This is a genomic window from Rhizobium indicum, assembly GCF_005862305.2.
Taxonomy (GTDB): Bacteria; Pseudomonadota; Alphaproteobacteria; order Rhizobiales; family Rhizobiaceae; genus Rhizobium; species Rhizobium indicum.
The window spans coordinates 1,923,814-1,949,400 of record NZ_CP054021.1 but is presented as its reverse complement, the minus strand read 5'-3'; the positions used below and the strand labels follow the sequence as shown (position 1 = coordinate 1,949,400).

General features: G+C 60.4%; 28 protein-coding genes. 21 read left to right on the top strand and 7 right to left on the bottom strand.

Annotated elements, in window-relative coordinates:
• Nucleotides 1-73: 73 nt before the first annotated feature.
• Nucleotides 74-820 carry a transcriptional regulator VisN gene (gene visN / locus FFM53_RS09670; RefSeq protein ID WP_025393145.1) on the top strand — a complete coding sequence of 249 codons (747 nt, stop codon included), beginning with the start codon at nucleotides 74-76 and terminating at the stop codon, nucleotides 818-820.
• Nucleotides 821-828: 8 nt separating this feature from the next.
• Entirely contained in the window at nucleotides 829-1,575 is a 747-nt protein-coding gene (gene visR / locus FFM53_RS09665) for a transcriptional regulator VisR (RefSeq protein WP_017990277.1), read from the top strand.
• Between the two features lie 82 nt (nucleotides 1,576-1,657).
• Here visR and FFM53_RS09660 read toward each other — a convergent pair whose 3' ends face one another.
• The 6 genes from FFM53_RS09660 to motA all read right to left on the bottom strand — a co-directional run bounded on the left by FFM53_RS09660 (nucleotide 1,658) and on the right by motA (nucleotide 6,964).
• Nucleotides 1,658-2,101 carry a hypothetical protein gene (locus FFM53_RS09660; protein ID WP_064652618.1) on the bottom strand — a complete coding sequence of 148 codons (444 nt, stop codon included), beginning with the start codon at nucleotides 2,099-2,101 and terminating at the stop codon, nucleotides 1,658-1,660.
• Nucleotides 2,102-2,106: 5 nt separating this feature from the next.
• Nucleotides 2,107-3,186, bottom strand: coding sequence for a flagellar biosynthesis protein FlhB (gene flhB, locus FFM53_RS09655; protein ID WP_138334380.1), 1,080 nt, complete (start codon nucleotides 3,184-3,186; stop codon nucleotides 2,107-2,109).
• 232 nt (nucleotides 3,187-3,418) lie between these two features.
• Entirely contained in the window at nucleotides 3,419-4,459 is a 1,041-nt protein-coding gene (gene fliG, locus FFM53_RS09650; RefSeq protein WP_138334378.1) for a flagellar motor switch protein FliG, read from the bottom strand.
• 28 nt (nucleotides 4,460-4,487) lie between these two features.
• Complete coding sequence (gene fliN / locus FFM53_RS09645; RefSeq protein ID WP_027666382.1) at nucleotides 4,488-5,075, bottom strand: flagellar motor switch protein FliN; 588 nt, start codon at nucleotides 5,073-5,075, stop codon at nucleotides 4,488-4,490.
• Between the two features lie 65 nt (nucleotides 5,076-5,140).
• Nucleotides 5,141-6,091: a FliM/FliN family flagellar motor switch protein gene (locus FFM53_RS09640; RefSeq protein WP_003545522.1), complete on the bottom strand. Its 951-nt coding sequence runs from the start codon at nucleotides 6,089-6,091 to the stop codon at nucleotides 5,141-5,143.
• Nucleotides 6,092-6,964: a flagellar motor stator protein MotA gene (gene motA / locus FFM53_RS09635; protein WP_138388098.1), complete on the bottom strand. Its 873-nt coding sequence runs from the start codon at nucleotides 6,962-6,964 to the stop codon at nucleotides 6,092-6,094.
• A gap of 254 nt (nucleotides 6,965-7,218) precedes the next feature.
• Between motA and flgF the strand changes: the two genes are divergently transcribed.
• From flgF to fliP, 13 genes are all read left to right on the top strand, one after another.
• Nucleotides 7,219-7,953 (top strand): flagellar basal-body rod protein FlgF, encoded by a 735-nt coding sequence (gene flgF, locus FFM53_RS09630; RefSeq protein WP_138334377.1) that lies wholly within the window; start codon nucleotides 7,219-7,221, stop codon nucleotides 7,951-7,953.
• Nucleotides 7,954-8,072: 119 nt separating this feature from the next.
• The gene (gene fliI, locus FFM53_RS09625) at nucleotides 8,073-9,473 is read left to right on the top strand and encodes a flagellar protein export ATPase FliI (protein WP_138388097.1); all 1,401 of its coding nucleotides are present in this window, start codon (nucleotides 8,073-8,075) and stop codon (nucleotides 9,471-9,473) included.
• Nucleotides 9,474-9,475: 2 nt separating this feature from the next.
• Nucleotides 9,476-10,018, top strand: a complete 543-nt coding sequence (locus FFM53_RS09620; RefSeq protein ID WP_138388096.1) for a flagellar protein — start codon at nucleotides 9,476-9,478, stop codon at nucleotides 10,016-10,018.
• A 262-nt stretch (nucleotides 10,019-10,280) separates the two neighbouring features.
• A complete protein-coding gene (gene flgB, locus FFM53_RS09615) occupies nucleotides 10,281-10,673 on the top strand; it encodes a flagellar basal body rod protein FlgB (protein WP_138388095.1) in 393 nt (130 codons plus the stop codon).
• 4 nt (nucleotides 10,674-10,677) lie between these two features.
• Nucleotides 10,678-11,094 carry a flagellar basal body rod protein FlgC gene (flgC, locus tag FFM53_RS09610; RefSeq protein WP_003545531.1) on the top strand — a complete coding sequence of 139 codons (417 nt, stop codon included), beginning with the start codon at nucleotides 10,678-10,680 and terminating at the stop codon, nucleotides 11,092-11,094.
• Between the two features lie 2 nt (nucleotides 11,095-11,096).
• Nucleotides 11,097-11,438: a flagellar hook-basal body complex protein FliE gene (fliE, locus tag FFM53_RS09605; protein ID WP_138334374.1), complete on the top strand. Its 342-nt coding sequence runs from the start codon at nucleotides 11,097-11,099 to the stop codon at nucleotides 11,436-11,438.
• Nucleotides 11,439-11,457: 19 nt separating this feature from the next.
• On the top strand, nucleotides 11,458-12,246 hold the full coding sequence (gene flgG / locus FFM53_RS09600; RefSeq protein ID WP_003545534.1) for a flagellar basal-body rod protein FlgG: 789 nt from the start codon (nucleotides 11,458-11,460) through the stop codon (nucleotides 12,244-12,246).
• Nucleotides 12,247-12,262: 16 nt separating this feature from the next.
• Nucleotides 12,263-12,745, top strand: coding sequence for a flagellar basal body P-ring formation chaperone FlgA (flgA, locus tag FFM53_RS09595; RefSeq protein ID WP_003545535.1), 483 nt, complete (start codon nucleotides 12,263-12,265; stop codon nucleotides 12,743-12,745).
• The gene (locus FFM53_RS09590; protein WP_003545536.1) at nucleotides 12,742-13,863 is read left to right on the top strand and encodes a flagellar basal body P-ring protein FlgI; all 1,122 of its coding nucleotides are present in this window, start codon (nucleotides 12,742-12,744) and stop codon (nucleotides 13,861-13,863) included. Before flgA ends, FFM53_RS09590 begins: the two co-directional genes overlap by 4 nt.
• A complete protein-coding gene (locus tag FFM53_RS09585) occupies nucleotides 13,860-14,402 on the top strand; it encodes a MotE family protein (RefSeq protein ID WP_003545537.1) in 543 nt (180 codons plus the stop codon). The genes FFM53_RS09590 and FFM53_RS09585 overlap by 4 nt, the downstream gene beginning before the upstream one ends.
• Nucleotides 14,399-15,115, top strand: coding sequence for a flagellar basal body L-ring protein FlgH (gene flgH, locus FFM53_RS09580; RefSeq protein ID WP_011650477.1), 717 nt, complete (start codon nucleotides 14,399-14,401; stop codon nucleotides 15,113-15,115). Before FFM53_RS09585 ends, flgH begins: the two co-directional genes overlap by 4 nt.
• A 12-nt stretch (nucleotides 15,116-15,127) precedes the next feature.
• A complete protein-coding gene (locus FFM53_RS09575) occupies nucleotides 15,128-15,634 on the top strand; it encodes a flagellar basal body-associated FliL family protein (RefSeq protein ID WP_138334372.1) in 507 nt (168 codons plus the stop codon).
• Nucleotides 15,631-16,368: a flagellar type III secretion system pore protein FliP gene (gene fliP / locus FFM53_RS09570; RefSeq protein ID WP_138334371.1), complete on the top strand. Its 738-nt coding sequence runs from the start codon at nucleotides 15,631-15,633 to the stop codon at nucleotides 16,366-16,368. Before FFM53_RS09575 ends, fliP begins: the two co-directional genes overlap by 4 nt.
• A gap of 96 nt (nucleotides 16,369-16,464) precedes the next feature.
• Here fliP and FFM53_RS09565 read toward each other — a convergent pair whose 3' ends face one another.
• Entirely contained in the window at nucleotides 16,465-18,480 is a 2,016-nt protein-coding gene (locus FFM53_RS09565; protein ID WP_138388094.1) for an O-linked N-acetylglucosamine transferase, SPINDLY family protein, read from the bottom strand.
• A 431-nt stretch (nucleotides 18,481-18,911) separates the two neighbouring features.
• Here FFM53_RS09565 and FFM53_RS09560 point away from each other — a divergent pair, with 431 nt between their 5' ends.
• The 6 genes from FFM53_RS09560 (at nucleotide 18,912) to FFM53_RS09535 (ending at nucleotide 25,587) form a co-directional block, all read left to right on the top strand.
• Nucleotides 18,912-19,817, top strand: coding sequence for a flagellin N-terminal helical domain-containing protein (locus tag FFM53_RS09560; protein WP_138388093.1), 906 nt, complete (start codon nucleotides 18,912-18,914; stop codon nucleotides 19,815-19,817).
• 282 nt (nucleotides 19,818-20,099) lie between these two features.
• Nucleotides 20,100-21,008, top strand: a complete 909-nt coding sequence (locus tag FFM53_RS09555; protein WP_017958998.1) for a flagellin N-terminal helical domain-containing protein — start codon at nucleotides 20,100-20,102, stop codon at nucleotides 21,006-21,008.
• Nucleotides 21,009-21,251: 243 nt separating this feature from the next.
• Nucleotides 21,252-22,163 carry a flagellin N-terminal helical domain-containing protein gene (locus FFM53_RS09550; RefSeq protein ID WP_026158527.1) on the top strand — a complete coding sequence of 304 codons (912 nt, stop codon included), beginning with the start codon at nucleotides 21,252-21,254 and terminating at the stop codon, nucleotides 22,161-22,163.
• Nucleotides 22,164-22,463: 300 nt separating this feature from the next.
• Nucleotides 22,464-23,426 carry a flagellin N-terminal helical domain-containing protein gene (locus FFM53_RS09545; protein WP_138388092.1) on the top strand — a complete coding sequence of 321 codons (963 nt, stop codon included), beginning with the start codon at nucleotides 22,464-22,466 and terminating at the stop codon, nucleotides 23,424-23,426.
• A 203-nt stretch (nucleotides 23,427-23,629) separates the two neighbouring features.
• The gene (locus FFM53_RS09540; protein WP_138388091.1) at nucleotides 23,630-24,259 is read left to right on the top strand and encodes a hypothetical protein; all 630 of its coding nucleotides are present in this window, start codon (nucleotides 23,630-23,632) and stop codon (nucleotides 24,257-24,259) included.
• The gene (locus FFM53_RS09535) at nucleotides 24,256-25,587 is read left to right on the top strand and encodes a MotB family protein (RefSeq protein WP_138388090.1); all 1,332 of its coding nucleotides are present in this window, start codon (nucleotides 24,256-24,258) and stop codon (nucleotides 25,585-25,587) included. The genes FFM53_RS09540 and FFM53_RS09535 overlap by 4 nt, the downstream gene beginning before the upstream one ends.

The window sequence follows — 25,587 nt, the reverse complement described above, 5'->3', positions numbered from 1 at the left end:
TTGAATTGAATCCCTTGCAGAAAAATTGCTGTTGCACCGAGTTCGATCGTTTCTCAGCCGCAGGACATTGCCAATGGATATGAATGTAATTCAGGCGAGCAAAGGCGAGAGGCATATGGCGAATTTCGCGAATGCGGTGGTGCCGGATCTGTTGCCGCGCGATGAGCTGCTCCAGCGCCTCCACGGTGTCGCCAGCACCGGCAGGTTGCAGTCTGGTTTGCGCGCATTGACGGACTACGTGGGTGCGTCGCACTACCTTCTGGCGCGCTGCGATCTTCTTCAGGAAAGTGGCCTCGATTTCATCGTTTCGTCTGACTGGCCTTTCGATCTTGTCAGGGACATCGCCAATGATCTGGTTCGCGGCTATGCCCGGTCGACGGAGCTGGAAAAATGCATGCAGGTATTCCAGCCGAATTTTGCTCTTCTGCCTGACAGTGCCGAGGTTCCGGATGGCGCCAGCCGTCAATATTGTTCGGTGACCTTCAATGTCGGCCGGTCGCGGCTGGCCTTGATGTTCCTGTTCGGCGAGGGGTTCATCCTTTCGCCGGAGCGCCTGCGGGACGTAGGCCTGCTTGCAGGTTATGTCGCGAGCTTCCTGCGCTGCGGTGGGACGAAGGTCGATCGCGATTTCGAATTGACCGACCGCGAACTGGAATGCCTGTTCTGGATCGCCGAGGGCAAGACCAGCGACGAGATCGCGATGATCCTCGGAATCTCTCGCAATACCATCAACAACTACATCACCAGCGTGATGCGCAAGACGGCGACCAAGACCCGGTCCGAGGCCATAGCCTTCGCCGTCCGCAATAATCTCGTATAGGGGGATCTATGGGCTATCCAGCAGGCAGGACGATGAGCAGCGCCGAGCAGCTGCGCACGGTGCGTGTGAACAGGATTTCCAGCCGGTCCGATCTTTTTCCGCGGCTGATCGCGATGCAGAAGCTCGCCGATGCGCAAGGCTTCGCGATCTTCCGCGTCAGCGGCTCTGGCCTTCCGGCAAAGCAGCGGCTTGTCTGCGAGCTTGAGAACTGGGGTTCTTCCAATGCCGGTTTCGGCAAGGCCTTCACGGATGCCTACGGCGATATTCTTCTCGATCATATCGACAAGTCGCTGCTGCCGCTCTCATGGGCCGGCGGTTACGACCGCGCGGCACCCGGTCCGGCAGACTTCTCGCCGTTCATGACCCGGCTGCAGGACGGTATCCTGTCTTTCTCCGGCCTTGCCTTTCCGGTGCGGCTCGGCGCCGTCGGCAATGGTTTCATCCTTTTCACCGGCGATGAGATCGATCCTTCGAGCGATACCATCGTCGAGCTGCACGGTCGCTGCTGCCATATCATGATGGATCTGCTCTCGCTCGACGAACGCCGCACGGCTGCCGCCGAGGCGCTCAGCGAACGCGAGATCGCCTGTCTGCAGCTTGCCGGCGACGGCCGCATCAGCGAAGAGATTGCCGACAAGCTCGGCCTGTCCGTGCACACGGTGAACGCCTATCTCGGCTCGGCGACCATCAAGCTCGATTCCGTCAACCGCATCCAGGCGATCGCCAAGGCGATCCGGCTCGGTTATATCAGCTGAACCCACGCGTTGTGCCTTTCAGCGCCGCGCGTCTTTTGAGACGCGCGAGAGCATGTCGCGCAAAAGTGTGCATGGAAGAAAGTCAGCCGGTCAGCGCCTGCGGCGGCTGGTTGACGCTGTAACGCGCTTCCCGAAGGCTCTTTTTGAGGAAGATGGTGTTTTCGTCCGGATCGGCCGAGGGCTCCTGGAAAGCGATATGGCTGATCTCGATGCCGGCGTGATCTTCGGCAAGAGTGAGCTGTGCGTAGACGGTGACGCCGCGCGGCTTGATTTCCAGATCGAGAACGACTTCGGGCTTGCCGCCCCACTCCAGAGTATAATTGCCGCCCAGGCCGAAATTCACCGTGCCCGGATGAAAGAAAAGCTCCGCCGCCGAAGCGACGAGATCGGAAAGATTGCCGTAATACTCGAAGCGCAGCAGTGAAATAAGGTCAGAAGCATCCAGAAGTCGCAGTTCGGTAGCGACCGGGCTGATCGCGTCTGCAAGGATCTTTTCACGCTGCGTAGAGTGGGGGCATTTTTTCATTCGGCTTATCTCACCCGTTTGTTCCTGGCGTCCGCAGCGTAGACCCGGTGGATGAGCTCCGCTACCGCCTTATAAAAGACTGACGGGATGACACTATCGATCGAGACTTGCGCAAACATGGAGCGCGCAAGTGGCGGATCTTCGAACACCGGTATGCCGTTCTTCTCGGCGATCTCCCTGATTTTGAGCGCAATCAGGTCCTGACCCTTGGCCAGCACCACCGGCGCGTCGTTCTCTTCGCGCGCGTAGCGCAGCGCCACCGCATAGTGCGTCGGGTTTGCAATCACCAGCGTCGCGCGGTCCACGTTGGCGATCATGCGCCGGCGCGCCCGGTCGCGCATCAGCGAGCGCTGCCGGCTCTTGACGAAGGGATCGCCCTGCGCCTGCTTGTTTTCTTCCTTCACCTCGTGCCGCGTCATTTTCAGCTCGGTAAACCAGTGATGGCGCGTCCAGAAAAGATCGGCGATCGCCACGATAGCCGTGGCGATCAGCATGACGATGATGATCTTGCGCATCGCCGCCATCATTCGCACCAGGATCGTCTGCGGATCGGAGAACATCGCGTCGATCGAGCCGAAATATTCGCTCCTGAGCACGAAGAACAGGATCACCCCGACGACGACCACCTTGAACAGCGACTTTCCGAATTCGACCAGGCCGGGCACGCTGAACAGCCGTGACCAGCCTTTGATCGGCGAGATCCGCGAGACCTGCGGGCGGATGCGTTCGAGCACCGGCGTCGGCAGATTCTGAAAGACGGAGGAGGCGACGCCGAACACCATGAATAGGATGAAGGCGGGCGCCACCAGCGCCGCACTTGCCCAGCCGATCCGGACGAACAGCGCCAGCACATCCGGTCCCGTCTCGATCTTCCACTGGTCGGGCTGCTCGAAGATGTCGCGCAGCATTTCAGTCATGCGCCCGACACTTTCTGGAAGGAAGAATACGAGGTAAATGAAGGTCGCGAGGATCGTCGCAAAGATCGAAAGTTCGCGCGAAGACGGCACGTTGCCCTTTTCCGCGGCATCGCTTTGCTTTTTCGCGGTTGGGGCTTCTGTTTTGCTGTCCTTGTCATCGTCTGCCAAGTCGCGGCCCTCTTCAAAGAAATAGGCCGCAGCTAATGCTTGTCGCCCAAAAACGTGCAGCGGTTTTGGGATAATGACATGCATCAGAACAAAGACCTAAAGCGCGTCGCAGGAACCGAGTTCTATGCGACGCGCTTTAGAGCGCGGTCTGTTGCTGGAAGGGTAGTCGCCTGTGGCACGGCGATCAACAGCCGCCTTTCGGCATGCCGGATTTGTCAACAGTCTCGACGTGTTAGGCGGCCGCCGAAGCGTCGCCTTCCTTTTCCTTGAGCTCGATCTGGCCGGAATTGGCCAGGCGAATCGCTTCCTGCGCCACGGCGCGGCGGGCAATCGCGATCTCGCGCGGATTGACGCCACCCATGCCGCTCTGCAGATCCGATTCGATCATGCGGCGCTGGCGTGGGCTGATGGCGGAGAGAACCGATTCGCGGATCTCCGGGGGCGACCCGCGCAGCGCGACGGTGAGCACGTCCGTCGAGATGTCGTTGAGCAGCATGACGCGGCTGCGCTGCGGCATGTACATGAGGTCCTCGAACAGGAAGATCTTCGGGCGGACCTTGTTGACCGACTCGCGGCTGATCGATTCGAGCGAGCTGAGCAGCGTGTCGACCTGCGGCTTGTCGAGCTCGTTCATAAGATCGGCGACCTTCGTCGAGCCGGCTGCATTGCGCTCTGCCTCGACCTCGGCAAGCAGCGTCATGACCTGGTTTTCGATGATTTGCGCAGCCTTCGGGCTGACCGCCTTCATGTTGACCGTTCTGTTCATGATGTCGGCGCGGCGGTTGTCGGGAAGCTGCAGCAGCACCTTGGCGCCGAAGGAGGAGGGCATCATCGAAAGAATATAGGCGACGGTCTGCGGATGTTCGCGCAGCAGGAACTGTGCGATGAATGTCGGCTCCGCCTCGCTGAGGCGATCCCAGATCGAGGTTTCGTAGGCCTGGAATGCGGTGCGGCGGCCGAGCAGGCTGTCGACCTCGTCGGGCGTCAGGCCTTCTTCAAGAATGGCCTCGATCGCCTTGGCGTTGTCCATCAGTCCGGCGCCCTCGGTGAAGAGGTCTTCGAACTCGGAGACGAGCAACAGGAGCTCGTCCGGCGGAATAGCGCGCAGCGACTGGGCGGATGAGATAATGGTCTGCAGTTCGGCCTGGGTGAAATATTTCAACAGCCGGCCGGCGACGCCCTTTCCCATAGCGAGAAGAACAGCCGCCGCCTTTTCAGCCTGGGTCAACGGTTTCCCGGCTAGTGCGCCGCCGAAATCGTCAAAGTCCATCATGGTCTAACCTCTCCGTCCCACACAGGGATCAGGCTTTTTTCGTACTCAAAACTTCAATCAGTTTCACACCGAATCGCGTGTCGTCGTTATCAAGCACCGTAATTTCGCCGCGGGCAATCCTGCGGCCATTCACCATGATCTCGACCGGTTCACCGATCTTCTTGTCGAGGGCGATCGTCGCCCCTTCATTGAGGTTCATCAGACCGGAGACCTGCATGCGGCTGGTGCCGAGCATGATCTGGACGTCGATCGGGATGTCCATGATCAGGTCGAAGTTGGAATTCAAAGCGCTGCCGAGCGGGGCCGGCGACGCCTCGAAGGAGGGGCTGCTGCCGAAATCCATGCCGGCCGCCGGGCTGGCATCGCCGCCGCCGAAGTCGCCGCCGAAATCGTCGCTGCCAAACGGGGTTTCCGAAGTCTCGCCGCCAAAGGCCGCCAGGTCCGTTCCTGCTGCGAAGGGGTCGCTCTGCAGGTCGTCGCCAAACTGCGACAGGTCGCCATCGGCATCCTGCTTCAGCACGCCGCGCAGATCGTCGATCGCCTGGTCGAGATCGGCTTCGCTGCCCGGAAGATCCAGGGAGAGGTCGCTGTTCTGCTGTGTTTTCTTCGTAGCCATGAAATCACTATTCCAGTTGAAACTTGCCTCAAACTGCCTTTGCAGCCCAAAAGCCAGAGAACCGATTAATTCATTAAATGACGGATGAGTTCGTCATCCGAGTTCATCGTATCCTTGACGCGGACCATGTAGTTTTCGCCTGAACGCCCGAACTCGCACACATACAATTCCTTGCTGTTGGCGCTGACCTCGACACGCACGTCGCCGTGGTCGCGGAACGGAATGACGTCGCCGACCATCAGCTTCGATATCGTGCGCAGCGTCAGGTCCTGCAGCCTGATCTTGGCCTCGAGCGTGACATGTGAGCGGCGGACCTGGTCGCCAAGCTGTTCGGTCCATTCCGCTGAGTTGCTGCTGGCCTGGCGTTTCGGCTTCGGCGGCGTCACCTTGGTCTTGAGCAGTGCCGTCTGCGGAACGATCAACGAAAATTCCGAAACGATGCCGGCAAGCGTGATCGACATGTTGATGGCAGCGGCGAATTCATCCGGACGATCCTCCTGCGGCCGGGCGCGCATGTCATGGGCGTACGGGGCCGAAAGGCTCGGTTCGAAACCGCCCGGCGCGTTGACGGCCGAGCGCAGCACCTTGGCGATCTTGTCGAAGACCATGACCGCCAGATCGAGCTCGATGATCGACAGCAGCCGGTCGGCCGGTTCCTCGATCGTATCGGCTGTGGCGCCGAGCAGATGCTCCATCAGCGTGATGACGAAGCCGTTGCCGCAGGCAAGCGTAATGTTCTGCGACCAGTTGCGCAGCGTCGCGTCGACGAGTGTGACGTTCGCGCTCAGGTCTTCGATGAGGTGGTTCTTGTAGCCGATCTCGCAGCCGAGATAGTTGACCGTCACGTCGAGGCCGGTCTCGCTTTTGATGACGTCGGGAAAGAATTCGCTGTAGATTTCCCCGAAGGAGCTGCAGATCTTGGCGACCCTGCCTCTGTCGCCAAGCCCGCCTGTCAACTTGGCGAGGAGGGCAGGATCCATTGCCGGTTTGTCGTGCGAAGCATTGCTCATAGTCATTTAAGCCGCCTTGTTTTCGCCACCTGGGTTCATCATTTCCTGCTCGACCGCATCGATGGACGGACGCTCGTAAGCCGAGATCGTCTTGCGACCGTATTCGAGAGCGACCTGCGGCACCGAGCCATTCATATAGGCAAGCAGCGTCTGCTTGACGATGACGTAGAGGCGGTGCTGCTTGTTGCGCACGACCTTGATCTGGGAGACCAGCGGCGAGCAGACGCAGTAGGACAAGAGAATGCCGAGGAAGGTGCCGACGAGCGCCGAGCCGATCAGGTGACCGAGCACTTCGGGCGAATCGTTGATGTGGGCCATCGCTTTGATGACGCCGAGAACGGCCGCGACAATACCGATCGCAGGGAAGGAATCGCCCATGATCTGGATCGCGTGGTAGGGCTTCATCTTGTCGTGCATGATGGTGTTGAGCTCTTCATCCATCAGCGCCTCGATCTCGTGGCTGCGGGCGTTGCCGATGATGATCAGGCGCACGTAGTCGCAGATGAACGCCGTCAGTTCCTTGTTCTTCAGAATGGTCGGAGCCGATTGAAAGATTGTCGATTCGGCCGGATTGTCGATATGGGCTTCGATTTCGTTTCGCGACTTGGTGCGCAGGTCGCGCATCAGCGAATAGAGCACGCCGAGCGTATCGAGATAGTTACGTTCCTTCGGCACGGCATGCTTGAAGGCTTCGCCGAGCGCCTTGCCGGAATCCTTCACCACCTTCATCGGGTTCGCCATGATGAAGCTGCCGAGACCGGCGCCACCGATGATGACGAATTCGAAGGGCTGGAACAGAGCGTTCACGTCGCCGCCCATCGCCATGAAGCTGCCGATGACACAGCCGCAAGTCACTATAAATCCGATAATGATGTTCATCGTCAGCCCAATCTGAACGTTGCTTTTCATTGAGACCGATAGGGTTTCTGCCTTGCGTGAGGCTGATGAAAGGCCCGCTCGCGAGGCATTTCCGCGTGCCAGCTTCGCGCAAGCATCTGCCGTCAGTCTAAAGGGGACGAATGGGTGCCCGCGCCCGTTTCTGAGATGCCGCCTCAGCGAAATCCCGGCCGAACCACATGAGACGACGCCCGGCTTTTCGTCCCGTTCATCGCCAATGCTTGGAGCTTACCGACATGCAATCCGGTCTTTATGTTTCTCTGTCGTCGCAGATGGCCCTCGAAAAGCGCCTGACCACCATCGCAGACAACATGGCGAACGTGAACACGACCGGTTTTCGCGCCACCGAGGTGAAGTTCGACGAGATGGTGGCAGCCACCAAGAACAAGCTGAACACCAAGGTCGCCTTCGTTTCCCAGGGCAACGACTACCTGAACGAGGGAAATGGCGAGTTGCAGCACACCGGCAACATGCTCGATTTCGCTATCAAGGGTGATGCCTGGTTTGCGCTCGACACGCCGGCCGGCCAGGTTCTGACGCGAGACGGCCGCTTTACGATCAAGGATACCGGCGAACTCGTCTCGATCCGCGGATACCCGGTTCTTGACGCCGGCGGCGCGCCGATCCAGCTCAACACGACAGGCGGCGAACCGGCCGTCGGCACCGACGGCATCATCTATCAGGGCGGACGCCAGATCGCCTCGCTCGGCCTGTTCGAGGCCGATGTCAGCAAGGGTTACCTGCGCTACGAAAACAGCGGTATCATGACCACCGACCAGCCGCGCGCCGTCGTCGACCGCTTCAATGTCGGTGTCGAGCAGGGTTATCTCGAAAACTCCAACGTCAACGCCATGCGCGAAATCACCCAGCTGATCGAAGTCAACCGCGCCTTCGAAAGCGTCTCGTCGCTGATGCGTGACAGCGAGGATTCTTTCAAGGAAGCCGTTCAGACGCTTGGGGGCAGCCGCTAATGCATGTCGCCCAAAAGTGTCCGGCGGTTTTGGGAGAACGACACGCACAAGAACAAAGATCCAAAATACGTCGCATGCAGCAAGCTGCACGCGACGTATTTTGGGGTGGGATTTGAAGTATGAGCACCACGCTACTATCAGTGGACGGTCTTTCTCCGAAGCTGGCGCATCTGTCCGACCTCGTCGACCGATACGCATCGCCGGAGTTCGCGGTTGCCCATGGCGGCCGCGTGCAGACCATCGCTGCCGGCCACTACACGGTTCACGGTCTCTCCCGCCATGTTCGTCTCGGCGAGTTCGTGGCCCATAAATCGGCCACCGGCATCCATCTCGGCGAGGTCGTGCGCGTCGAGCCGGAACTGATCTATGTCTGCCCGATCGAACCCGGTGAACCGATCGGCATCCATGATACCGTCATCCGCAAGGGCGCCTTCCGCATTTCACCGACGGACAGCTGGTGCGGGCGCACCGTCAACTCGCTCTGCGAGCCGATCGACGGGCTGGGCCCGATCACCGAGGGCCTCGATCGCCGCTCGATCTCCAATACCGCGCCGCCCTCGATGACCCGCAAGCGTGTCGAGACCGGCTTCAAGACCGGCGTGCGCGCGATCGACATCTTCTCGCCGCTCTGCCTCGGCCAGCGCCTCGGCATCTTCGCCGGTTCCGGCGTCGGTAAGTCGACGCTTCTGTCCATGCTCGCCCGCGCCGATGCCTTCGACAAGGTTGTCATTGCGCTCGTCGGCGAACGCGGCCGCGAGGTGCGCGAATTCATCGAGGATACGCTCGGCAGCAATATGAAGAAGGCGATCGCCGTCGTCGCCACCAGCGACGAGAGCCCGATGCTGCGCAAGATGGCGCCGCTGACGGCGGTCACCATCGCCGAGCATTTCCGCGACAAGGGCGAGAACGTCCTCTTCATCGTCGATAGCGTCACGCGTTTCGCCCATGCGATCCGCGAGGTGGCGACCGCCTCCGGCGAACCGCCGATCGCGCGCGGTTATCCCGCTTCCGTCTTCACCGAGCTGCCGCGCCTCCTGGAACGCGCCGGTCCCGGTCCCGAGGGCGCCGGCACCATCACGGCGATCATCTCAATCCTCGTCGACGGCGACAATCACAATGATCCGATCGCCGATTCGACCCGCGGCATCCTCGACGGTCATATCGTCCTGCAGCGCAGTCTCGCCGAAGAAGGGCGGTATCCGCCGATCGATCCGCTCGCCTCGATCTCGCGTCTCGCCCGCAAGGCTTGGACGCCGGATCAGGAAAAGCTGGTATCGCGGCTGAAGGTGCTGATCCATCGCTTCGAAGAGACGCGCGACCTGCGCATGATCGGCGGTTACCGCCAGGGTGCTGATCCCGATCTCGACATGGCGATCAAGCAGGTGCCGATTATTTTCGACGTTCTGAAGCAGTCTCCGGGCGATCGCGACTCGCTCGATGCTTTCGCCGATCTCGCCGGCGCGCTCAAGGCTGCAGCCGGCATGGGCAATCAGGGCGCCCCTATTCAGAGGAGAGGCTAGACGTGGCTGATTTCGACGACGAACGTATCGCTTCCCTGAAGCAGCGCAGGAAAGCCGCCATCCTGGATCGGTTTCTGACCTTCTCCGGCCTGGCACTTGCCGGCGCCTCCGCCTTCTTTCCCTGGTACGTCTTCTTCAACGCGGACAAATTCGGCATCAATGTCGCCGCCAGCGAGAATTCGCGTGAACTGCCGGATTGGCCGGCCCGCAACGTTTTCAGCGTCTCGCCGCTTGCCATGGTCAACAAGAACGAGGCGGACAAGAAGGCCCCGCCGATCGATCCGCTGACGACGGCGACGGTCTCCGATCTCGGCAAGGAGCGCGCTGGCCGCGCCATACAGGAAGATCAGCCTTTCCCCGGAAAGTCTTCCTTCCGTCTGCTGCATGTTTCCAACGGCCGGGCGCTGATCGAGGATCCCTCGGGCATGTATGTAGTGCGCATCGGCTCGATCCTGCCCGACGAAAGCCGCCTTGCGACACTCGAGCAGCGCGACGGCAAATGGGTGATCGTCACCTCCAAGGGCGAGATCTACCAGAACAATTGAACCTGTCCGCAAACGCCAAAGGCAACAGGGCTCCGCCGCGAATCGGCCGGAGCCCTTTTTTCTGCGCGATTCCTTAGATCCATTCCGATTTATGGAATGACGCAGCAATTCAAAGAGTTACAGCGTCCTTGCGCGTCCGAAAGACGCGCGGCGCTGTCAAAGCGGCGGCCTTCGCCGAAAACCGCCTCGAAGCCTGAATTCCCCGTAAGTCCCACGCAAGATTACCGCACTAGGTTCGGGACAGTAAAAACGGAGAGTTCTCATGCAACCGATCCAACTTTTCGACTTGGCTTCGCGGCAGGCGGAATGGCTGACGATCCGTCAGCAGGTTGTTGCCGGCAACATCGCGAATGCCAATACGCCGAAGTTCCATGCCAAGGACGTTACGCCCTTTGATGCGGTGCTCGACAATGCCAATATCAACATGGCGCGCACCAATCCGGCGCATCTCAGCGGCAACGATTTCAGCGACAGCGGCGATATCGACGTCAAGGACGCCGCACTCGACCAGGAAATCGGTGTCCAGGAATCCGGCAACACGGTCGGTTTGGCCGAGGAGCTCTCCAAGTCGGGCGATATCAAGCGCCAGTACGATCTGAACACCTCGCTGGTCAGTTCCTTCAACCGCATGATGTTGATGACGGTCAGGAGGTAAAGTCATGGATCCGCTTTCAGCAGCAATGAAAATCGCCGGTTCCGGGCTCGAGGCGCAGTCGACGCGCCTGCGCATCGTTTCGGAAAACATCGCCAACGCCCGCTCGACCGGCGACACGCCCGGTGCCGACCCCTACCGCCGCAAGACGATCACCTTCGGCCAGCAGATGGATCGCAGCAACGGCGTCGAGACTGTCGGCGTCAAGAAGGTCGGCGTCGACGAAGGCGACTTCAGCACTGAATTCGACCCCAGCAATCCGGCTGCGGACCAGAAGGGCGTCGTCAAACTGCCCAACGTCAATATCCTGGTCGAGATGGCCGACATGCGCGAAGCCAACCGCTCGTATGACGCCAATCTGCAGACCATCAAACAGACCCGCGATCTCATCTCCTCCACGATCGACCTCCTGAAGAGCCAATAATAATGATCAGCAGCGTCCAGAATGTCAGCAACCTTTCGATGACCCGTGCGCTCGGCGCCGTCGACACCGAAAATTCCGCCTCCTCGTCTGCCGCCACCATGTCGGGCGCCGCAGGTGCGGCCAATGGCATGAGCTTCGCCTCTGTCATGGGCAACATGGCGAGCGACGCGGTCACCAGCCTGAAGGGTGCGGAAAGCATGTCCTTTGCCGGTATCAAGGGCACGGCGACGACGCGTGAAGTCGTCGATTCCATGCTCCAGGCCGAGCAGACGCTGCAGACCGCGATTGCCATCCGCGACAAGGTCGTCTCGGCCTTTCTCGAAGTCACCAAGATGCAGATGTAACTGATTTGAGGACGAACACATGAGAGCGCTCGCCATCGCAGCAACGGGCATGGATGCCCAGCAGACCAATCTGGAAGTCATCGCGAATAACATCGCGAACATCAATACGACCGGTTTCAAGCGCGCCCGCGCCGAATTCTCGGATCTTCTCTACCAGACTGAACGTGCCAAGGGTGTCGCCAACCGCGCCAATCAGGCCGTAGTTCCGGAAGGTGCCAATATCGGTCTCGGCGTCCAGACTTCGGCGGTCCGCAACCTGCATCTCCAGGGCGAACTGACCCAGACCGGCAACGATCTCGACGTGGCGCTGATCGGCAAGGGCTTCTTCCAGATCCAGTCGACCGACGGTACGACGCTTTACAGCCGCGCCGGCGCCTTCAATAAAAACGACCAGGGCCAGCTCGTCACCATCGACGGCTACGAGGTCCTTCCCGGCATCACCATTCCGACGGGCTCGACCGAACTGACGATCAGCCGCTCCGGCCAGGTCTCGGCCAAGCTGCCGGGGGCGACGGAGGCAACCGAGCTCGGCCAGTTGACCCTTGCCGACTTCGTCAACGAGGCGGGTCTCCAGCCGCTCGGCGACAATCTCTTCCAGGAAACGCCGGCCTCCGGCGAAGCCGTCATCGGCAATCCTGACGAGGAAGGTTTCGCCTACATGAAGCAGGGTTACCTGGAATCTTCGAACGTCGACCCGGTGAAGGAAATCACCGAGCTGATCTCGGCCCAGCGCGCTTACGAAATGAATTCCAAGGTGATCACCACCGCTGATGAAATGGCCTCCATCGTCAGCAAGAACCTGAAGTAAAGGGAAGGGCCGAAACATGATGTTTTGCCGGGCAGGACACATCTCAGGATGGGTGGCGGCAGCCACGATCGCAGTCGCGGGCATTTTCTTGCCCGCGGACGTGGACGCCGGCATGGGTTATGCCGTCGTCCCGACGACGATCATCTACCCCGGCGACACATTGTCGTCGAGCCAGCTTCAGGAGGTCGAGGTCACCAACCCCAACCTCGCCGGCGATTATGCCAAATCCATTTCCCAGGTCGAAGGCATGGTTTCCAAGCGCACGCTGTTGCCGGGCCGCACGATTTCGGTTTCGGGTCTGCGCGAGGCCTATACGGTGACGCGCGGCTCTTCGATCCGCCTGGTCTTATCGCTCGGCGCGATGACAATCTCCGCCGCCGGCACGCCGCTCGAAGACGGCACGATCGGGCAGGTCGTCCGCGCACGCAATATGGACTCCGGCGTCATCGTCAGCGGCACGGTGCTTGCGGACGGCACGGTCCATGTGAGGGCAAAATGAAATTGTTCTTCCGTTTCGTCACCCTTGTCGCGGTTCTCGCCATGAGTTTGGCTGATGTCGCGCCCGCCTGGGCGCTGACCTCCCGCATCAAGGACATCGCCTCCCTTCAGGCCGGTCGCGACAACCAGCTGATCGGATATGGTCTGATCGTCGGCCTGCAGGGAACCGGCGACGGCTTCCGTGCCTCGCCCTTCACCGAGCAGTCGATGCGGGCGATGCTGCAGAATCTCGGCATCTCGACGCAGGGCGGTCAGTCCAACGCCAAGAACACTGCGGCCGTGATGGTCACCGCCAACCTGCCGCCCTTCGCAAGTCCTGGCAGCCGTATCGACGTGACGGTGAGCTCGCTCGGCGACGCGACGTCGCTGCGCGGCGGCACGCTCGTCATGACCTCGCTTTCCGGCGCCGACGGCCAGATCTACGCCGTTGCGCAGGGCGCCGTCATCGTCTCCGGTTTCCAGGCACAGGGCCAGGCGGCGACCGTGACCGAAGGCGTCACCACCGCAGGCCGCGTGCCCGGCGGCGCGATCATCGAACGCGAACTGCCGTCCCGCTTCAAGGATTCGGTCAATCTCGTCCTGCAGCTGCGCAACCCAGACTTCTCGACGGCGATCCGTATCGCCGACATCGTCAACGGTTATGCCTCGGCGCGCTTCGGCGGCCCCGTCGCCGAAGCCAAGGATTCGCAGGAAGTCGTGATCCAGAAGCCGCGCGCGGCCGATCTCACCCGGTTGATGGCCGATGTCGAAAATCTCATCGTCGAAACCGATACGCCGGCCAAGGTGGTCATCAACGAGCGCACTGGAACGATCGTCATCGGCTCCGACGTCCGCGTCTCGCCGGTCGCCGTCAGCTACGGTACCTTGACTGTCCAGGTCACCGAGACGCCGCAGATCATCCAGCCCGAACCCTTCTCGCGCGGCCGGACCGCCGTCCAGCCGCAGACCGATATCGCGGCCGAGCAGACCGGCGGGCGCGTCGCCATCATCGATGGTCCAGATCTCAGGACCCTTGTCGCCGGCCTCAACAATATCGGTGTGAAACCGGATGGCATCATCGCCATTCTCCAAGGCATCAAGTCGGCAGGCGCCCTGCAGGCGGAGCTTGTGCTGCAATGATTGATATCATCAACCCCGACATGACGGTTCTGCAATTGCTGCGCCGGCTGGCGCTGCCGGCCGCAGGCCTCGTCCTTCTGTCGATCCCCAGCGCCTTCGCGCAGGAACATGCGCCGGCAGGCGACATCACCTCGCAGGATGAAATCAAGCAGTTCTGCACCAACATCGCCGAGCCCGCCCGCGACCAGCGTTACCTCCTGCAGAAGCAGGAACTGGAAAAGCTTCGCGCCGACATCGACGCCCGCATGGAAGAAATGGACAAGCGCAAGGCCGAATACCAGGACTGGCTGAAGCGGCGTGACGATTTCCTGAAGCAGGCGGAAGCCGGCCTCACCGAAATCTACAGGAAGATGAAGCCGGATGCGGCCGCACTTCAGTTGCAGGACATGAAGATCGAGGTGGCCTCCGCCGTGATCATGCGGCTCGGCCCGCGTCAGTCGAGCCTCATCCTCAACGAGATGGACCCTGAGAAGGCCGCGGTCATCGCCAGCGTCATCGCCAGTGCGTCCGATCCCAATACGTCGAAGGATCCTTCATGAATATGCGTTTCCCGGCCGCGATCGCCGCCCTCGCACTCCTTGCAGGTTGCCAGTCTCCGACGGCGGTCAGCGAGATCGGCCGTGCGCCTGCCATGAGCCCGATCGGCAGCGGCCTCGCCTACGGCCAGACGCCACAGATGGCGCTTTATCCGAAGCAGCCGCGCGCCGTGGCGCAGGGCTATTCGCTGTGGAGCGATTCGCAGGCTGCCCTCTTCAAGGACGCGCGCGCGCTCAACGTCGGCGACATCCTGACCGTCGACATCCAGATCAACGACAAGGCCTCCTTCGACAACGAGACCAACCGCAGCCGCACGAATTCGAGCGGCATGAACTGGGATGTCAACGCCCAGATCTTCGGCTGGACGCCCGAGTCGAAGACCGACCTGACTTACGGCTCCGACACCAGCACCGACGGCAAGGGCAAGATCGAGCGTACCGATAAGCTCACCCTTCTGGTCGCCGCCGTCGTCACCGGTATTCTCGAAAACGGCAACCTCGTCATATCGGGCTCGCAGGAAGTCCGCCTGAACCAGGAGCTGCGCATCCTGAATGTCGCCGGTATCGTTCGTCCGCAGGACGTCAATGCCGACAACCAGATCTCCTACGACAAGATCGCCGAAGCCCGTATCTCCTACGGCGGCCGCGGCCGTCTGATGGAAGTGCAGCAGCCTCCGCGCGGCCAGCAGGCCGTCGATCTTTTCTCGCCGCTTTGAGGCTGAACGACGATGGCAGAACCAGACGCAAGCGCAGGTCAATCGCAGAAGAAATCCGGCTCGCTGATGACGATCATCGGCATCGCCGTCCTGACCCTGCTCGGCGCCGGCGGCGGCTGGGCGGTCGGCACGATCGTGGCGCCCAACGTCAAGGGTGCCAAGGAGGTCGAGCAGGCCAAGGATGAGGAGGCGAAGAAGAAGGCCGAGGAAGGCCTGGCGCGCATCTCGACCGAGGCCAACAACGTCGTCCAGCTCGAGCCGATCACCTCGAACCTCGCCTACCCCTCAGAAAACTGGGTGCGACTCGAAGTCGCGCTGCTGTTCAACGGGCCGCCGGATGTCAAGGTTTCCGAGGATATTCACCAGGATATCCTCGCTTATATCAGGACCGTTTCCCTCCAGCAGATCGAGGGGCCGCGGGGCTTTCAATATCTCAAGGATGACATACAGGAACGTGTTGACCTTCGCTCGCAAGGGCGGGTATCGAAGGTCATGTTCAGGACATTTGTCATCGAATGATTCGTCTCATAGTTTTCCTTGCCGCCATGATGGCGGTACCGGAACTGGCGGTGGCACAGCAGCTGCCGACTGACTTGTTGAACGTGCCGGTCGATGGCTCCGTCGCCGCCTGGATCATCCGCACATTCGGCCTGCTGACCATTCTTTCGGTCGCGCCGGGCATCCTGATCATGGTGACGAGCTTTCCGCGCTTCATCATCGCCTTCTCGATCCTGCGCTCAGGGATGGGCCTCTCCTCGACGCCCTCCAACATGATCCTCCTGTCGCTGTCGCTGTTCATGACCTTCTACGTCATGTCGCCAACCTTCGATCAGGCCTGGCAGAACGGCGTGCAGCCGCTGCTTGCCAATCAGATCAACGAGACCGAGGCGGTCCAGCGTATCGCCGAACCCTTCCGCACCTTCATGGCGGCCAATACCCGCGACAAGGATCTGGCGCTCTTTGTCGATCTGGCGCGCGAACGCGGACAGAATATCCAGACGACCGATCCGATCGACTACCGCGTGCTGATCCCGGCCTTCATGATTTCCGAGATTCGCCGCGGCTTCGAGATCGGCTTCCTCATCGTGCTGCCGTTCCTCGTCATCGACCTCATCGTCGCGACCATCACCATGGCGATGGGCATGATGATGCTGCCGCCGACCTCGATCTCGCTGCCTTTCAAGATTCTCTTCTTCGTGCTGATCGACGGCTGGAACCTGCTCGTCGGCAGCCTGGTGCGCTCGTTCAGCTGACCGGCTACCGCTTGATATTCACCAATGAAAAACACCCGCTGGATCGCTCCAGCGGGTTCTTTCATTATGCAACAATTCAAAGTGCTACAGCGTCCTTTACCCATCTGAAAGACGCGCGACGCTGTAGCGGTCGAAAAGCCTCTCCGCCGCGAACGGCGCCGTGCGCGGCGGCAGCGCCGGAATGTCCATGTGATCGGGTGCGAGACCCTGCTTGGCACGCTCGGCCATGACTTCATAGGCCTTCTCCAGATGGTCGCAGAACCGTTCGGCATCGAAGAGCGGCGCGATATAACGCTTCTCCTTGAGATGCGCCTTGTATTCGGCGATCCGCCGGGGATTCTCAGCCAGTTCGACGGCCATATCCTCATAGGCCTGCAGGTCGGGCGCGACGAGATCGGGCAGGTCGATGGCCCTGAGCAGGCTCTCGCTGACGCGTGAGGCGAAGTTCGTGCCTTTGACGGTCAGGACTGGCAGGCCGCCCCAGAGCTGCTCCGAGGTGGTCGTGTGGCCGTTGACGGGGAAGGTGTCGATGCCGAGGTCGGCTGCTTGCTGACGGTCGATATGTTCTTCATAGGGCGCGCGCGGGCAGAAGATGATCCGCTTGGGCGAAATGCCGGCCGTCTGGAATTGCTTCAAGAGGTTCGCCTGGTTGCGCGGCGTATTTGCCATCAGCCAGAGCACGCTGTTTGGCGCACGCTTGAGAATGCGGCACCAGCTGTCGATCGTCTCCGGTGTGATTTTGCGATTGCCGTTGAAGGACGCAAAGATGAAGGCCTCTTCCGGCAAGCCGAGCTTTTCGCGGGTGACGGGGCGGGGCTTCGGGCGATGCATCGGGTCGTTCGGCTGGTAGCTCTCCGGCAGCCGGCAGAACTTCTCATGATAGAAGGGCTTTGCCACGTCGGGCAATACCGAATGGTCGCCGATGACATAATCGAGGTCGATATTGACCGTGCTGCCGGGAAAACCGAGCCAGCCGACATGCACCGGTGCCAGCGGCAAGTTGAAGGCCGTGGCGCGGCTGCCTGATGTATGGCCCTTCAGGTCGACCATGATGTCGATATTGTGCTCGCGCACCGCTTCCAGCATCGCCTGGTCGGAGAAGCCGTGAATTGTGACGATCCTGCCCCAGCGGTTGCGGTCGGTATCGTTGTGCTTCAGGAACTCCGGGTCCGTATGGCAGAACAGCGTCACATCGAACCGGTCCTTGTCGTGCAGTTCCAGGATGCGCTGCAAGAGCTTCATCGTCGCGTGGCGATCCCAGAAGTCCGATGACATGTAGCCGATCCGGATCTTGTCCGACCAGCTGTGCGGCTGGCTGCGGCGGAAGGACACCCGTTCCGGGTTGAGGGGGGCGAAGCCGATCGTCGCATACCGGTTGAAGTCCTCGTTGCCGCACCAGTGCAGGTGATAGAACGGATTGTCCTTGCGCAGGATCTCGATATCCCCCTTTGCGAGTGCAGCGTCGATCACCGCCTGATGTTTGCCGGCCTCTTCGAACTCATTGAATTCGCGGGCGAAAACCAGATGCAGGAAGCGGAATGCGAGATTGCCGGGAAACCGCTTGAAAAGGTTGCGCGAGAGGCTCTGGTTGGTTGGGTCGTTCAGATCGTCGCTGAGAAGCAAGGCCGCCAGGCGCATATGATCGGGGTTTTGGCTCTGCGACAGCACCGTTTTGAACGGGCGGATGATATCCCGCTGCTGGCGCTTCAGATAGATCGCGGTGATGATGAAGGCGAGCTCCGGGTCTTCCTGCGCCTTGGCGAGGTTTCGCATGGCGATCAGCAGAGCATCGTCCTCGCTGCCGGTCTCGTAATGCAGCTTGGCAGCCTGTTTCTGGTATTCGTAGGCGTTTGGTCCTTCGCAATTGCCGGCCAGGCCATAGGCTTTCGCGGCATCGGCCTTGAAGCCGAGCTGCACGAGGTTCTTGGCCAGCAGCGCATAGGTCTTGGCGTCCTGCTGGATATCCATGAGCTGGTTGAGCGTCGCCAAGGACTGTGTGTAGCGGCCCATCTGGTAATCCTTGGATGCCGCAGAGAACGAAACTTTGCTGTTCAAAACCCAACTCCGTGAAGGAAATGTTCTGGCATGACTGTCGATCGCCGAAGCGCGCATGGACCGTCCTCCCAAAAACGGGGTCAGTCCGATGATGCTATCCCGGCATCTGCCATACTGGCATTCGAAGCTTGCTTGAAACCGGTGGCGCGATGAGCGCCTGCTTTGTCCGGAAAGCCTCGACTGTCCCAGGAAAGCGCCCCTTTCGCCGGTAAAGTTCGCTTTTGCCGCTCGAATTCGGATGCCAAAAATTATCTTCAGCAGGCATTAACTAAGCCTTGTGAGAAGGCATTAACTATGCCCTGCAAGGAGCCGGCCCAGGGTCTGTATTTTTAAGAAGTTGGCAAGCATTGGCTGCGAAATTGCCCTGGACATGACGGGTTTGGGCCAAACAAAACAGGCGCCGAGTAGCATGAAGCTGGTCCGTCATCGCCGGTACTATAGTCCGGTATGTCCTCCTTTTTGTATCTAGTTTTCCAGGGGACAGACTTATGACAAGCATTAACACCAATTCTTCCGCACAGGCCGCTCTCCAGACGCTGCGTAGCGTCAACCAGGGCCTCAACCAGACGCAGAACCACGTTTCGTCGGGCTATCGCGTCGAAAAGGCTTCCGACAACGCTGCCTACTGGTCGATCGCAACGACCATGCGTTCGGACAACAAGGCTCTCTCGGCCGTTTCCGACGCTCTCGGCGTAGGCGCTGCCAAGGTCGACACCGCTTACACCGCCATGGACAGCGCCATCGACGTCGTCACCGACATCAAGGCCAAGCTCGTTGCCGCAACCGAAAGCGGCGTCGACAAGGCCAAGGTCCAGGAAGAAATCGGTCAGCTGCAGCAGCAGCTCCTGAGCATCGCTCAATCGGCTTCCTTCAACGGCGAAAACTGGGTTGCCGGCGCAAACGGCACCAAGAGCGTTGTTTCCTCCTTCGTCCGCGATGGCTCGAACGCCGTTTCGATCAAGACGACCGACTACGTTCTCTCGAACACCTCCACCGGCAACGTCCTGTTCGGCATCAGCGGCGGCTCGGTCGAAACCTCCACCGGTATCCTCGGCACGTCGTCGGGCGCGACCGGCTCGATCTACGCGATGAGCATCACCAACTTCACCGCCGGCCAGATCCAGACGGCTTTGACCAACGTTGAAGCGGCTCTGAAGGCCATGACCAGCGCCGGCGCTGCTCTCGGCTCGCTCTCCAGCCGCATCGACAGCCAGGACGACTTCGTCAACGCCCTCAGCGACTCGATCGACTCCGGTGTAGGCCGCCTCGTCGACGCCAACATGGAAGAAGAATCCTCCAAGCTCAGCGCCCTGCAGACCCAGCAGCAGCTGGCGATCCAGTCGCTGTCGATTGCGAACTCCTCTTCGCAGAACATCCTGTCGCTCTTCCGCTAAGACCGGTCGGCACAAGGCTTCCAAGTTTCGCGGCCGGGTCATCCCCGGCCGCGAAATGTTTTAACATAAGGTTAATGAAAATCCTTCTAAGTCTCAGATATTTTTACGCTATTTCCAATTCGAGTTTAGCTTTCCTTAACCATCTTGCTGTCATCTAGGCCCATCGAAACGGCGAGTTAACCCTAACAGGAATGGTTAACAGGCATGATGCTGATCGCTGTGGGCCGGCCGAAAATCCGGAATGTCCCTTCTTAAAATCTGCCAACAAGGGGCAAGCAAACTATGACGAGCATCAACACCAATAACGCTGCAATGGCAGCCCTCCAGACTCTCCGTGGCATCAACCAGGGCCTCCAGGAAACCCAGGCTCACGTTTCGTCCGGCTATCGCGTCGGCAAGGCTTCCGACAACGCCGCTTACTGGTCGATCGCAACGACCATGCGTTCGGACAACAAGGCTCTCTCGGCTGTCTCCGACGCTCTCGGACTCGGCGCTGCCAAGGTCGACACCGCTTACTCCGCCATGGACAGCGCCATCGACGTTGTCGGCAACATCAAGGCTAAGCTCGTTGCCGCCACTGAAAACGGCGTCGACAAGGCCAAGGTCCAGGAAGAAATCACCCAGCTGCAGCAGCAGCTCCTGAGCATTGCTCAGTCAGCCTCCTTCTCGGGCGAAAACTGGGTTGCCGGCGCAAACGGCACCAAGAGCGTCGTTTCCACCTTCGTCCGCGACGCCTCCAACGCCGTTTCGGTCAAGACGACCGATTACGTTCTCTCGAACACCTCCACCGGCAACGTCCTGTTCGGCATGAGCGGCGGCTCGGTCGAAACCTCCACCGGTATCCTCGGCACCTCGTCGGGCGCTACCGGCTCGGTCTACTCGATGAGCATCACCACCTTCACGCTCGGCCAGATCCAGACGGCTCTGACCAACGTTGAATCGGCTCTGAAGGCCATGACCAGCGCAGGCGCTGCTCTCGGCTCGATCTCCACCCGCATCGGCCTGCAGGAAGACTTCGTCAACGCGCTCAGCGACTCGATCGACTCCGGTGTCGGCCGCCTCGTCGACGCCAACATGGAAGAAGAATCTTCCAAGCTCAGCGCCCTGCAGACCCAGCAGCAGCTGGCGATCCAGTCGCTGTCGATCGCGAATTCCTCTTCGCAGAACATCCTCACGCTGTTCCGCGGCTAATAGCCCGCAGAAACATCGGCCCGCCGGTCTCCGGCGGGCATCTCGGAATCGAGCCGCGCTCCGATGGAGCGCGGCTTTTTAATTTTCGTTAACCAATGATTAACCATAATGCTGTCTTCTGCGGTCAACGAGACGGAGAGTTAACCAAATTTAAGAACCGGTTAACAGGCATGAGGCTGCTTCCCGTTCCCGGTAGCTTTCCGGAATGTCCCTTTTTTCCACACGCCAAGGGGCAATCATTTCATGACCAGCATTTTGACGAACGTCGCGGCGATGGCCGCTCTTCAGACACTCCGCGGTATCAACGACAGCCTTGAGACGACGCAGAACCACGTATCGTCGGGTTACCGCGTCGAAAAGGCAGCCGATAACGCCGCCTACTGGTCGATCGCAACGACCATGCGTTCGGACAACAAGGCTCTCGGAGCTGTTTCCGACGCTCTCGGCCTCGGCGCCGCCAAAGTCGACACCGCTTACTCTGCCATGGACAGCGCCATCGACGTCATCAGCGAAATCAAGGCGAAAATCGTCGCCGCGACCGAAAAGGGCGTCGACAAGACCAAGGTCCAGGAAGAAATCAGCCAGCTGCAGCAGCAGCTCCTGAGCATCGCGCAATCGGCTTCCTTCTCCGGTGAAAACTGGGTTGCCGGCGCCGACGGCACCAAGAGCGTCGTTTCCACCTTCGTGCGTGATGGCAATGGCAATGTCTCCGTCAAGACGACGGACTACATCCTGAACTCGAGCTCCACAGGCAACGTCCTCTTCGGCATGACCTCGGCCGGCGTGATCGACACGAGTTCCGGCATCATCGGCACATCATATGGAACGATCGGCTCGATCTACTCGATGGACATCAGCACTTTCGGCTCGGCTGAGATCTCCATGGCTCTGACGTCGATCGAGGCCGGCCTGGAGGCGATGACCAAGGCTGCATCGCAGCTCGGCTCGATTTCCACGCGCATCGATCTGCAGGAAAACTTCGTCGGCGCGCTCAGCGACTCGATCGAATCGGGTGTCGGCCGCCTCGTCGATGCCGACATGGAAGAGGAATCGAGCAAGCTGACGGCGCTGCAAACGCAGCAGCAGCTGGCCATCCAGTCGCTGTCGATTGCCAACTCCAGCGCTCAGAACATCCTCACGCTGTTCCGCAGCTAAATCAGGCGCTGAAGCTGGACCCAATCTTGCGCCGTCGTCTGGCAAGAAGTGCAAAGCATCCCGGACCGCGCCCGAAATGGCGCGGTTCTTTCTTTTATATCAATGCTTTGGTCGGAATTGCGATCGCTGCATCGGGCTCAGTGCTGCGCACTTGCCCAACAGGTTGGTATCGAGTTAACTTCGCCTCGAGTTGATTTGCTTTTGCGACACGCCGGTAGAAACTCTGCCGGAGGCATGACGCCACTTCAGTCGCCGCCGGCAATCCGGCCTGCCCTTTCACCCCGATTCCGAGACCTGTCGATGACCGTTAAGATTACCAACGCGGCCGCGGTGAATGCGCTTGCGGTGCTGCGCAGCATCAACAAAGAAGCCAACCAGACCCAGCAGCAAGTGTCGTCGGGATATCGTATCGAGACGGCCGCCGACGATGCGTCCTATTGGTCGGTCGCGACCGTCATGCGCTCGGACAGCACCAATCTCGGAACGATCGGAGATGCGCTCGGTCTCGGCGCTGCCAAGGTGGATGCGACCTACACGGCGATGAACTCGGCGATCGATCTCATAGGCGATATTCGCGCCAAACTGGTTTCGGCAAGAGAGCCCGGCGCCGACAAGGACAAGATCAACGCCGAGATTAGCGAATACAAAGAGCAGCTGCAGACGATCGTTGAATCGACGTCGTTTGCGGGTGAAAACTGGCTGTTGAACGGCGACACCGCTGCGCCGCCGACATGGCAGGTCATCTCTGGTTTCGTGCGCGCTCCGACCGGCGAATATCAGGCCCAGACCATCGATTTCCCATCGTCGCAGACCATCCTCATCGACAAGAACAATGCGAGCGGTGGCCTGCTGACCAAGTCGGTCGATGCCAATGCGATCAACAACAGCGGTGCGACGTCGCGCAACTACTACCTTTTGAACGCCAACTCGACCACGCCGGCGACGGGTACGGAAATTGCGATCGACAACAACACGACCGGTGAGCAACTCACCGACATGCTTGACGTCACCGACGCGCTTCTCTCCTCGCTGACGACGACGGCCGCGTCCATCGGTGTGATGAAGACGCGCATCGACGATCAGATCGACTATACCGCCGATCTGGCCGATTCGATCGACAAGAGCGTCGGCGCGCTCGTCGATACCGACATGGACGAGGCTTCGATCCGGCAGAAGGCGATCGAGACCCAGAAGCAGATGGCGGTCGAAGCGATCTCGATCCTCAACACGGCCGCAAGCAAGATCCTGATCCTGCTGGAATAGGGGTGGGCGCGATCACGGGTGGCGGCGGCGCCATTCATCCTCGCGCAAGTTTGACTGCCTAGTTTCCGGCATGAAGGCATCGTCCGAATCCGTGCCGGTGCAAGGTCAGGCCCTTGCCCGTTTCGAAGGGGATGCCGGCGCGCAAGGTCACTTTGAGCGGGGGCGGGCATGCTGCATGCCTCCCGAATGCTGGATGGTTTTTTATGAGCATTACGCTTTCCCGGTATTTGAAGGATTTCGGTGAACCGGAATCGTCAGCGCCGATCCTCGACATGAACGATTTCGGCGGCGACGATTTCCCCGAAATGCCGAGCGAACCGGCGATCGACGTCGAGGCGGAGCGCCGCGAAGCCTATGCGGAAGGTCATGCCGCAGCGACCGTGGAATTGACCGAAAAGTACGAACGCGAGGCGCGGACGCTGGCGGAGGTCCATGCGCGTGAACTCGAAGAGCTGAAGCTTCGTTACGAAGTCGAGGCGGCGGCGGTCATTGCGTCCCGCATCCGCGATATCGCCGAAGAGGTCGCTCAGCTGGTCAGCGCCGGCGCCGCCCAGGCCATCGCGCCTGTGATGACGGAAGCGCTTGCGGCCAAGGCTGCCGAAAGCCTCGCCGCCCTGCTGCGTGATGCGATCCTCGAAGGCGCGGCCGGAGCGATCGTCGTCAGGGGCCCGACCCGGCTTTTCGATATATTGAAGGCCGAGCTCGGCGAACATGCCGGCGCGGTTCGCCACTTTGAGACCGACGATATCGATCTTGCCGTTGAAATCGGTGATTCCGTCATCGTCACCCGTATGTCCGCCTGGGCGGCCAGCTTGAAGAAAGTTCTGGAATGAGCGAAGGCGAAAACCACCACCACGGCAAGAACGAGATCATCATCGTCAAGAGACATGGCGGCGGTGATCACGATGGCGCCCATGGCGGTGCGTGGAAAATTGCCTATGCCGACTTCATGACGGCGATGATGGCGTTCTTCCTGGTCATGTGGCTGGTCAATGCCGCCAACGAGGAGACCAAGGCTTCGGTCGCGACCTATTTCAATCCGATCAAACTCTCCGACGAAAAGCCGACCGAGAAGGGCCTGAAGAAGCCCGTCGACAATGCCGAGGGTGAGGAGAAGCAGGAGAAGTCGAAACAGAAGGAAGAAGATCCGAACGACGGCAAGGCTGCGGCGGATGGTGACGACCAGACATCGACCTCCGGCGACCAAACCAATTATTCCGAGGCCGATTTCTTCGAAAACCCTTATTCGGTTCTCGCCGAGATTGCCCAGGAAGTCGGCCAGCAGGCCAATGTCAGCGCCAAGGGCGATGGCGGTGCCGCCGATTCCGGCCCGGCCACCGGTGCCGATGGCGGCGAGGCCTATCGTGATCCCTTCGATCCGGATTTCTGGACGAAGCAGGTCGAGGTCACGACGGCCGGCAAGCCGTTGCCGCCCGGCAAGAGCGACGAGCAGGCGGTCGAGAGCGAGACGACCGAGATCGCCAAGCTTGAGGACGCCAAGCCGATACCGCTGACCACCGATCAGAAGGCCGCCCAGGAGACCAAAGAAACCAAGGAAATCAAGGGCGCGGTCGAGGCCAAGGACGGCAAGACGCCGGGTGGCAAGTCGCCCGAAGACAAGAAGGCCGAAGCTCAGAAGGACGCCGATCATCAGAAGGATGCGGACAAGAGTGCCGCCGAGACCGAGCAGAAGCAGCAGAAGGAAGCCGAGCAGCTGCAGGCGCAGATCGCCCAGCAGATCGGCGGCGTTGCCGGCAAGCTCGCCGAAGGCCTGACCGTGACGGCGTCCGAAGGCGGATTGCTGGTCAGCATCTCCGACCAGACCGACGATTCGATGTTCAATATCGGTTCTGCGGTTCCGCGCCAGGAAATGGTGCTCGCCATGGAAAAGATCGGCACGATCCTGAAGGAGAGGGGTGGCGCGGTCGCCATCCGCGGCCACACGGACGGTCGCCAGTATAAGGGCGCGCAGAACGAGAACTGGCGGCTTTCGATGGACCGCGCTCAGAGCGCCTACTACATGCTCGTGCGCGGCGGGCTCGACGAGAAACGCATCTCCCAGGTCTCCGGCTTTGCCGACCGTCGGCTGAAGCTGCCGTCTGACCCGTTCAACGCCACCAACCGCCGGATCGAGATTCTGGTGCAGGCGGATCAAGGATAG

What these genes read in the sequence shown, in the direction of transcription:
- visN (WP_025393145.1), top strand. Translation starts at nt 74, where the DNA reads ATGGATATGAATGTAATTCAGGCGAGCAAAGGCGAGAGGCATATGGCG.
- visR (WP_017990277.1), top strand. Translation starts at nt 829, where the DNA reads ATGGGCTATCCAGCAGGCAGGACGATGAGCAGCGCCGAGCAGCTGCGC.
- FFM53_RS09660 (WP_064652618.1), bottom strand. Translation starts at nt 2,101, where the DNA reads ATGAAAAAATGCCCCCACTCTACGCAGCGTGAAAAGATCCTTGCAGAC.
- fliG (WP_138334378.1), bottom strand. Translation starts at nt 4,459, where the DNA reads ATGATGGACTTTGACGATTTCGGCGGCGCACTAGCCGGGAAACCGTTG.
- fliN (WP_027666382.1), bottom strand. Translation starts at nt 5,075, where the DNA reads ATGGCTACGAAGAAAACACAGCAGAACAGCGACCTCTCCCTGGATCTT.
- FFM53_RS09640 (WP_003545522.1), bottom strand. Translation starts at nt 6,091, where the DNA reads ATGACTATGAGCAATGCTTCGCACGACAAACCGGCAATGGATCCTGCC.
- motA (WP_138388098.1), bottom strand. Translation starts at nt 6,964, where the DNA reads ATGAACATCATTATCGGATTTATAGTGACTTGCGGCTGTGTCATCGGC.
- flgF (WP_138334377.1), top strand. Translation starts at nt 7,219, where the DNA reads ATGCAATCCGGTCTTTATGTTTCTCTGTCGTCGCAGATGGCCCTCGAA.
- fliI (WP_138388097.1), top strand. Translation starts at nt 8,073, where the DNA reads ATGAGCACCACGCTACTATCAGTGGACGGTCTTTCTCCGAAGCTGGCG.
- flgB (WP_138388095.1), top strand. Translation starts at nt 10,281, where the DNA reads ATGCAACCGATCCAACTTTTCGACTTGGCTTCGCGGCAGGCGGAATGG.
- flgC (WP_003545531.1), top strand. Translation starts at nt 10,678, where the DNA reads ATGGATCCGCTTTCAGCAGCAATGAAAATCGCCGGTTCCGGGCTCGAG.
- fliE (WP_138334374.1), top strand. Translation starts at nt 11,097, where the DNA reads ATGATCAGCAGCGTCCAGAATGTCAGCAACCTTTCGATGACCCGTGCG.
- flgG (WP_003545534.1), top strand. Translation starts at nt 11,458, where the DNA reads ATGAGAGCGCTCGCCATCGCAGCAACGGGCATGGATGCCCAGCAGACC.
- flgA (WP_003545535.1), top strand. Translation starts at nt 12,263, where the DNA reads ATGATGTTTTGCCGGGCAGGACACATCTCAGGATGGGTGGCGGCAGCC.
- FFM53_RS09590 (WP_003545536.1), top strand. Translation starts at nt 12,742, where the DNA reads ATGAAATTGTTCTTCCGTTTCGTCACCCTTGTCGCGGTTCTCGCCATG.
- FFM53_RS09585 (WP_003545537.1), top strand. Translation starts at nt 13,860, where the DNA reads ATGATTGATATCATCAACCCCGACATGACGGTTCTGCAATTGCTGCGC.
- flgH (WP_011650477.1), top strand. Translation starts at nt 14,399, where the DNA reads ATGAATATGCGTTTCCCGGCCGCGATCGCCGCCCTCGCACTCCTTGCA.
- FFM53_RS09575 (WP_138334372.1), top strand. Translation starts at nt 15,128, where the DNA reads ATGGCAGAACCAGACGCAAGCGCAGGTCAATCGCAGAAGAAATCCGGC.
- fliP (WP_138334371.1), top strand. Translation starts at nt 15,631, where the DNA reads ATGATTCGTCTCATAGTTTTCCTTGCCGCCATGATGGCGGTACCGGAA.
- FFM53_RS09565 (WP_138388094.1), bottom strand. Translation starts at nt 18,480, where the DNA reads ATGCGCGCTTCGGCGATCGACAGTCATGCCAGAACATTTCCTTCACGG.
- FFM53_RS09560 (WP_138388093.1), top strand. Translation starts at nt 18,912, where the DNA reads ATGACAAGCATTAACACCAATTCTTCCGCACAGGCCGCTCTCCAGACG.
- FFM53_RS09555 (WP_017958998.1), top strand. Translation starts at nt 20,100, where the DNA reads ATGACGAGCATCAACACCAATAACGCTGCAATGGCAGCCCTCCAGACT.
- FFM53_RS09550 (WP_026158527.1), top strand. Translation starts at nt 21,252, where the DNA reads ATGACCAGCATTTTGACGAACGTCGCGGCGATGGCCGCTCTTCAGACA.
- FFM53_RS09545 (WP_138388092.1), top strand. Translation starts at nt 22,464, where the DNA reads ATGACCGTTAAGATTACCAACGCGGCCGCGGTGAATGCGCTTGCGGTG.
- FFM53_RS09540 (WP_138388091.1), top strand. Translation starts at nt 23,630, where the DNA reads ATGAGCATTACGCTTTCCCGGTATTTGAAGGATTTCGGTGAACCGGAA.
- FFM53_RS09535 (WP_138388090.1), top strand. Translation starts at nt 24,256, where the DNA reads ATGAGCGAAGGCGAAAACCACCACCACGGCAAGAACGAGATCATCATC.